Origin of the sequence: Pseudokineococcus basanitobsidens (assembly GCF_037482545.1) — a bacterium.
Classification (GTDB): Bacteria; Actinomycetota; Actinomycetes; order Actinomycetales; family Quadrisphaeraceae; genus Pseudokineococcus; species Pseudokineococcus basanitobsidens.
The window spans coordinates 1-5,585 of record NZ_JBBIAA010000051.1 but is presented as its reverse complement, the minus strand read 5'-3'; the positions used below and the strand labels follow the sequence as shown (position 1 = coordinate 5,585).

The 5,585-nt window shown below is 72.0% G+C and carries 7 protein-coding genes and 1 pseudogene; 5 read left to right on the top strand and 3 right to left on the bottom strand.

Annotated features, from left to right (window positions below; translation table 11 throughout):
• Positions 1-267: pseudogene (locus WDZ17_RS17100) on the top strand (hypothetical protein); the annotation flags it as partial.
• A gap of 171 nt (positions 268-438) precedes the next feature.
• The gene (locus WDZ17_RS17095; RefSeq protein ID WP_339576384.1) at positions 439-954 is read left to right on the top strand and encodes a hypothetical protein; all 516 of its coding nucleotides are present in this window, start codon (positions 439-441) and stop codon (positions 952-954) included.
• A 529-nt stretch (positions 955-1,483) separates the two neighbouring features.
• On the opposite strand, the gene WDZ17_RS17090 is transcribed toward WDZ17_RS17095, so the two are convergent.
• Entirely contained in the window at positions 1,484-2,110 is a 627-nt protein-coding gene (locus WDZ17_RS17090) for a class I SAM-dependent methyltransferase (RefSeq protein WP_339576383.1), read from the bottom strand.
• Between the two features lie 252 nt (positions 2,111-2,362).
• Between WDZ17_RS17090 and WDZ17_RS17085 the strand changes: the two genes are divergently transcribed.
• Positions 2,363-2,959, top strand: a complete 597-nt coding sequence (locus tag WDZ17_RS17085; protein WP_339576382.1) for an RNA polymerase sigma factor — start codon at positions 2,363-2,365, stop codon at positions 2,957-2,959.
• The gene (locus tag WDZ17_RS17080; RefSeq protein WP_339576381.1) at positions 2,956-3,723 is read left to right on the top strand and encodes a hypothetical protein; all 768 of its coding nucleotides are present in this window, start codon (positions 2,956-2,958) and stop codon (positions 3,721-3,723) included. Before WDZ17_RS17085 ends, WDZ17_RS17080 begins: the two co-directional genes overlap by 4 nt.
• 129 nt (positions 3,724-3,852) lie before the next feature.
• On the opposite strand, the gene WDZ17_RS17075 is transcribed toward WDZ17_RS17080, so the two are convergent.
• The gene (locus WDZ17_RS17075) at positions 3,853-4,443 is read right to left on the bottom strand and encodes a hypothetical protein (RefSeq protein ID WP_339576380.1); all 591 of its coding nucleotides are present in this window, start codon (positions 4,441-4,443) and stop codon (positions 3,853-3,855) included.
• Positions 4,444-4,732: 289 nt separating this feature from the next.
• A complete protein-coding gene (locus WDZ17_RS17070) occupies positions 4,733-4,981 on the bottom strand; it encodes a hypothetical protein (protein WP_339576379.1) in 249 nt (82 codons plus the stop codon).
• 443 nt (positions 4,982-5,424) lie between these two features.
• Here WDZ17_RS17070 and WDZ17_RS17065 point away from each other — a divergent pair, with 443 nt between their 5' ends.
• Complete coding sequence (locus WDZ17_RS17065) at positions 5,425-5,547, top strand: hypothetical protein (protein WP_339576378.1); 123 nt, start codon at positions 5,425-5,427, stop codon at positions 5,545-5,547.
• The last annotated feature ends 38 nt before the right edge of the window (positions 5,548-5,585 follow it).

Genomic DNA, 5,585 nt, shown 5'->3' with positions numbered 1-5,585 from the left:
CTCGTCGACGAGGGCTGGACGGTCGCGGCTGTCGTGATCGGTGCGCCGCTCCTGCTCACGGTGGTCGCTTGGGCCGGGGCGTCGAGGGCGCCGTTAGCCGGGGCTGCCCTGCTGGTGTCTCTGGCTGCCGCGGCGTCGCTGGTGTGGGCGGTGGTCACGGTCGTCGGTCTCGGCCTGTACCTGCTGCCGCCTGCTCTGGTGCTCTGCGCAGCGGCGGTGCTGCTCGTCGTGGCAGCTGCCGAGGGGGCGCGAGCTCGCGCCTCGTGACCGCGGCGGGGTGGCGGCGCATCGCGTGCCGGATGCCGATCGACAGCGGGACGCTGTCCGGCCAGCGATGGTCACCGGGGACCCTCTGCGCGTCCTCCGTGGGCGGGGCGTCGCCAGGAGACTGCGTCAAAGACAGCGGAGCGCGGAGGTGGCCCGCTCTATGTTGACCACGTGCTCAAGACGCCCGCCCGTACGCGCCCTTCGGTGACGACAGTGGCCGTGACGATTGGGCTGGTGGCCGCCTTGGTGGCCGGTTGTGGCAGGGGTGATGACGGCGTCGCCTTCGGCGGGGATTGGGGAGAGGTCTGCTCACCGGCGGCGCAGGGGGAGCGTCACGCGTTCGGTGACGCGATCACGGCCGGCGAGCAGGAGATGACCATTACTGATGTGCGCCTGCTGGATTCGGACGGCCTGGCACTAGAGAAGGCGTTCGTGCTGCCCCCGGAGGGCATGGTTGGGTCTTGGGACTACCCACCAGCCGACATCCCGGGCTGGGACGAGCGGGTTGATGCTGTTGGTGCCGTCCTGTCGCCTGGCGAAACGAGGTCGCTGGTGGTGAGCGTTTATCGCACCAGCGCAGCAAGGGGTACCGCTCACGCGCTGGCCGTGAGTTACACGGTCGACGGTGAGGCCGCTGAGCGGACCAATACCACCAGCATGGTCGTCGCGGTCGACGCTTGCCCTTAACGCATGATGTGCCGCGATCTCGGCGGTGCCGGAGCGATGCACTTCCCCGGTTGAGGATCCCCAGTGACACAAGATCACGACCGGGAGCCCGGGCCGCGCCTCGAGCCTTGCGGTGCTCCAGCAGGCGGTCGGCGACTGGGACGCCCGGCGTCGTCGTTTAGTTGCGGTGGCCATGGCAGGACAGCCGCGCTCCGCTGAGGGTTCATCACCCTCACGAGGCGACCAGAGCGCTCGGGGATGTGCCATCTTGGAGAAGTGCGAGCCTTACACCTCTTCGTAGCCGTCGGCGCCGCACTGGTTGGAGTCTTCGCGGCCTTCGAGGGCCTCTGGCTGACGTCGGCTGGCGCGGCCTTCACGCTTCTCGCTGTAGTGCTGTCATGGCGACATCGAATCCAGCACGCGAACTCCCTCCGCCCATCGACCGACTGATCCCGGTGGTCGCGGCGTCAGCCCACTGGCCGCGAGCGTGCCGGGCGACGATCGACAGCGGGACGCTGTCCGGCCAGCGATCCGCAGAAGGACGCCGAGATCACGAGCTGTGTGGCTTCTGCCACACGAGCAGGTAGCGCCACAGCAGCAGCCGGCGCACCCGTGCCCCCGGAAGGACGCCGCGGGCCACCTCGCGAGCCTGGCGGGTGGTCAGCTCGGGGTCGAGGACCGGCATGGCGTCTTGATCAGCGCCCGTCATCTGCGTGTGCAGAGGGTGTCGAGCCGTGGTGAGGGCAGCCCCGGCCAGGTGGTGGAAGGCGACGGCGGCGACCTCGAGGGGCGCCTCGCGGGGCAGGTCGATGCGCGGCAGAGCGATCGCTGCGAGGACGCCACCGGGTCGCAGCGCTCCGGCGAGGCGGGAGAGCGCAGGAGCCAGCGGGAGGTGGTGCAGCGTGCTCATGGACACGATGGCGTCGTAAGAGCTCGGGGCGAGCGGGTGGTCCAGGACGTCGGCCTGGGTCACGGTGACGTTCTCGGGCACTCGGTGGCGGGCTGCCTCGACCATTGATTGGTCGCGGTCGAGGGCGTCGACGTGGTCGACGCGCGCCGCCGCGCTGGCTGCCAGGGCTCCGGCGCCGCACCCGACGTCCAGAACGCGCACTGCTCCTCGGGGCACGTGGCGCAGCAGCAGCCGGTGGTAGTACGCGTTGTGGTCCCAGGCGAACATCGTTGGATCGTGGCGCTCCTCCGGCCATCCCGCTTGAGGATCACCTGCGGGACGCCTCGGGTCGGTCGCCGAGGACGTCGTCGAAGGGTCGTCGGCGTGCTCAAGGCGGTCGTCCCTCAGGAGCATGGGAGGGCTGGCGGCCCGTCGTGACCGGTCCCTGCGTGGACCGGTGCGGCCGGGCGTGAACGCTGTGGGCCCGTGCTGCCAAGGAGAGGGTGAGAGCAGGTAGCCGGGCAGGAGGAGGGGGAGCTGATGCCGGACAGCGACGAAGACGTCCTGGTGCGGTCGCTGCACCGGCCGGTGGCCTTCGAGGAGCTCGTGCGCCGGCACAGCGCACCGGTGCACGGCTACCTGCAGCGCCGCTCCAGCGCCCAGATCGCCGACGACCTGCTCGCCGAGACGTGGCTGCAGGCCTTCGCCTCCCGCGGCTCCTACGACCCCGGCCGGGGGCCCGTGCGCGCCTGGGTCTTCGGCGTCGCCCGCCACGTCCTATTCGCCGCCCAACGCCAGCACCGGCGAGCACACCAGGAAGGCTCGCGGAGTGAGGCGGTAACCGATCCGGCACCGGACTGGGATGCCGTCGACGCCCGCCTGGACGCCGCGGCGACGGCACCCGCCCTTCGCTCGGGCCTAGCGAGCCTGACCGGACCCGACCGAGAGCTGCTGCTGCTGGTGGTCTGGGAGCAGCTGAGCCCGACCGAGGCCGCCGCCGTCCTCGACATCCCCCCGGGCACCGCCCGATCGCGTCTCCACCGCGCCCGCCGCCAGCTGCGTCACCACGTCAGCACGCCAGGACCGACCGTGGGGGACCCGGCCGCGTCTCCCCCGTCCTCGAGGAGGCCCTCGTGAACGCCGACCACCGCCCCGCCCCGCGCCGGCTCGGCGACGCGGCCGACCGCGGATGGCGCGAGGACCTCGCCCGCGCCGGCACGGTGCCCGCACCAGGACCGGGCGTGCTCGAGGACGCGATGTCGCGGCTGCGTCGGGCCGCCGCCGCTGAGGCCCCCGGGGCCCACGAGGAGCTCATGGTCGGGCGGGCCGCGGCCGCGCGGGCACGCTCACGACGTCGCCGGACCGCGCTGGTCGCCACCGCGGCCACCGCCGCGGTGCTCGCGGCGGTCCTGGTGGTCACCGCGCCGTGGGCGGTCACCACCCAGCGGCCCGACGTCGTGGCCACCGGGCAAGGCCCGGTGCCGGTCGAGCAGGACGGGGCGGCCAGCTGCGCCTTCGCCTACAGCCCCCAGGTGCTGGCCGAACAGGTCACCTTCGCCTTCGACGGCACCATCACCAGGATCGACACCGGCAGCCTGTTCCAGAGCAACCGCGTCACCTTCGAGGTCACCACCTGGTTCCGCGGCCCCGACACAGGCGCGCCGGCCTCGATCACCTTGCCGATGAGCCCCGCCGAGCCCCGTGCCGGCGCCGACGGCATCACCCGCGAGGACAGCCGCATGCTCGACACGCCCAGCTACACCGTCGGCACCCGCATGCTCGTCGCCGGCGCCGCACGCTTCGGCGGAGGACCACTGGAAGACCCCGTCGTCTGGGGCTGTGACTTCACCCGTTACTACGACCAGCCCACCGCCCAGCAGTGGGCCACCGCCCTCGGCTGATCACCCGCGCGTGCCGCACTCCAGTTGAGGATCCGAAGCGAGACGACTGCCGTCAGCGGCGGAGGTGGTCAAGGCTTTGGTGACCGCGCGCCGAGGGCGACGCCGGTTGTCGGGCCGTAGGTGCGACGGTCAAGAGGTCAGCGGCACGGTGACGTGGATGTCGGGCCGGTCGGCGACGGCGAGCACAAGGTCCAGGGCGGTGGCGTCCGGGGGAGGGGCGGGCAGGTAGCGGCGTAGCGCCTTCCACGGGTTGTCGTGTCCTCCGGCCTCTCCGGAGGCGAAGCGGTAGTTGGTGCCGACGTCATCGCTGACGTGGACTCGCACCTCGCGCATGAGGCGGTCGGCGGGCCACGCGGGCGGCGCTGCCATCGGCGTCCCGGGGCGGTAGCTGTTCTCCCAGCTCTGGAAGGCCCGCTGGTGCTCGGCTGCGACGGCGTCGGCGGCTGCCCCTGTGCCTTCGAGGTGCAAGCTGAGGTGGGTGTCGGCTGTCACGGCGCTTACGCGCACGGTGATGTCGGCCAGCTGCGCGGCCGCCGTCGCTGGGACGGTGAGCCGGCGGCGCTCGACCTGTTCGACCGTGACGCGGAAGACGTGGTCGGGGTCGGCGTAGTCGACGTGCACCACGCCCGGTGCGAGGAGCTCCTGGTACTGCAGCGGTGGACGAGGTGCCTCGGCGTCGGCGAAGCCGTGCAGCGTCACAGCGGTCCGGAGGTCGACCATGTCGGGACGGTAGGTGCTGGGGACTGTCGCGGGCGAGAGCTGGGCGGCAGTGACCGGTTGGGGATCGACAGCGGGACGCTGTCCGGCCAGCGATCCCCGGCGGACGCACTGGGCTGGACTCGAAAAAGCAACTAGCGGCGCCGGTGCACCCACTGACGCAGCCGCCGCAACTGCTCGTCGTGATGCCGGACAGCTGAGCGCAGCATCCGAGGAGTCGTGGCGAACATGACGAGCGGTGTCCATCGCCGTCGACTTGTGTCGTCCGTCCAGCGCAGCGCCGGCCAGTCGCTCACCTCGACCACCGCACCCCGGGCACAACCCGAGTCCGCAGCAGGCCACGGACCAGCACACCGCCGCCCTCGCACACGACCTCCATGCGCCACCCGCGGACGACGAGGTAAAGCCCCAGCGCGACGCCCAGCGGCCACCGCCAAGCCGCGACCGCCGCGTCCCACCACAGGAAGACTCCCATGACGAGCAGGACGGCCCCGAGGGCCGTGTTGGCCACTCGCGTCATCGGCAGAGGCCTCAGGTGCACGGGCACATGATCGGTGGCCCAGCCAGCTGCCTGAGCCGGAAACAGTGGATCCGCGATGTTCGCGGCGACGTGACCGGATGGCGATGGCTGTCGGGGAGAGCTGTCGGCGTGACGGTGAAGCCGTCACCCGACCGGGCTGCGGCCATGCTCCTGCACTCCTGCCGGAGAAGGTCCCGGGCCGGCCAGGCCTGCGCAGGCGGGTCGACCGGGTACCGGGCGGCCCCGGTGGCGCGCCGTCCGTGCCTGGGCGAGGGTGCTCGGGCCGGGCCGCACCGCACGCGTGCCCGACCCCGTGGAGGAGATCCATGTCCCGCGACAGCGTGATGGCAGCTNGGCGGGTCGACCGGGTACCGGGCGGCCCCGGTGGCGCGCCGTCCGTGCCTGGGCGAGGGTGCTCGGGCCGGGCCGCACCGCACGCGTGCCCGACCCCGTGGAGGAGATCCATGTCCCGCGACAGCGTGATGGCAGCTCAGCAGGCCTTCGGCGACGCCGTGAACTCCGGCGACCTCGCCGCGTTCGAGCGGTTGGTCGCGGTCGACAGCGTCGACCACGACCCGGCACCCTGAAGTGTAATCACTTTGGTGGACACGGAAAGGCTATGCCG

Excerpts from the sequence above, each read along its gene's own strand:
- WDZ17_RS17075 (WP_339576380.1), bottom strand. The coding sequence starts at position 4,443 with ATGGTCGACCTCCGGACCGCTGTGACGCTGCACGGCTTCGCCGACGCC.
- WDZ17_RS17090 (WP_339576383.1), bottom strand. The coding sequence starts at position 2,110 with ATGTTCGCCTGGGACCACAACGCGTACTACCACCGGCTGCTGCTGCGC.
- WDZ17_RS17085 (WP_339576382.1), top strand. The coding sequence starts at position 2,363 with ATGCCGGACAGCGACGAAGACGTCCTGGTGCGGTCGCTGCACCGGCCG.
- WDZ17_RS17065 (WP_339576378.1), top strand. The coding sequence starts at position 5,425 with ATGTCCCGCGACAGCGTGATGGCAGCTCAGCAGGCCTTCGGCGACGCC.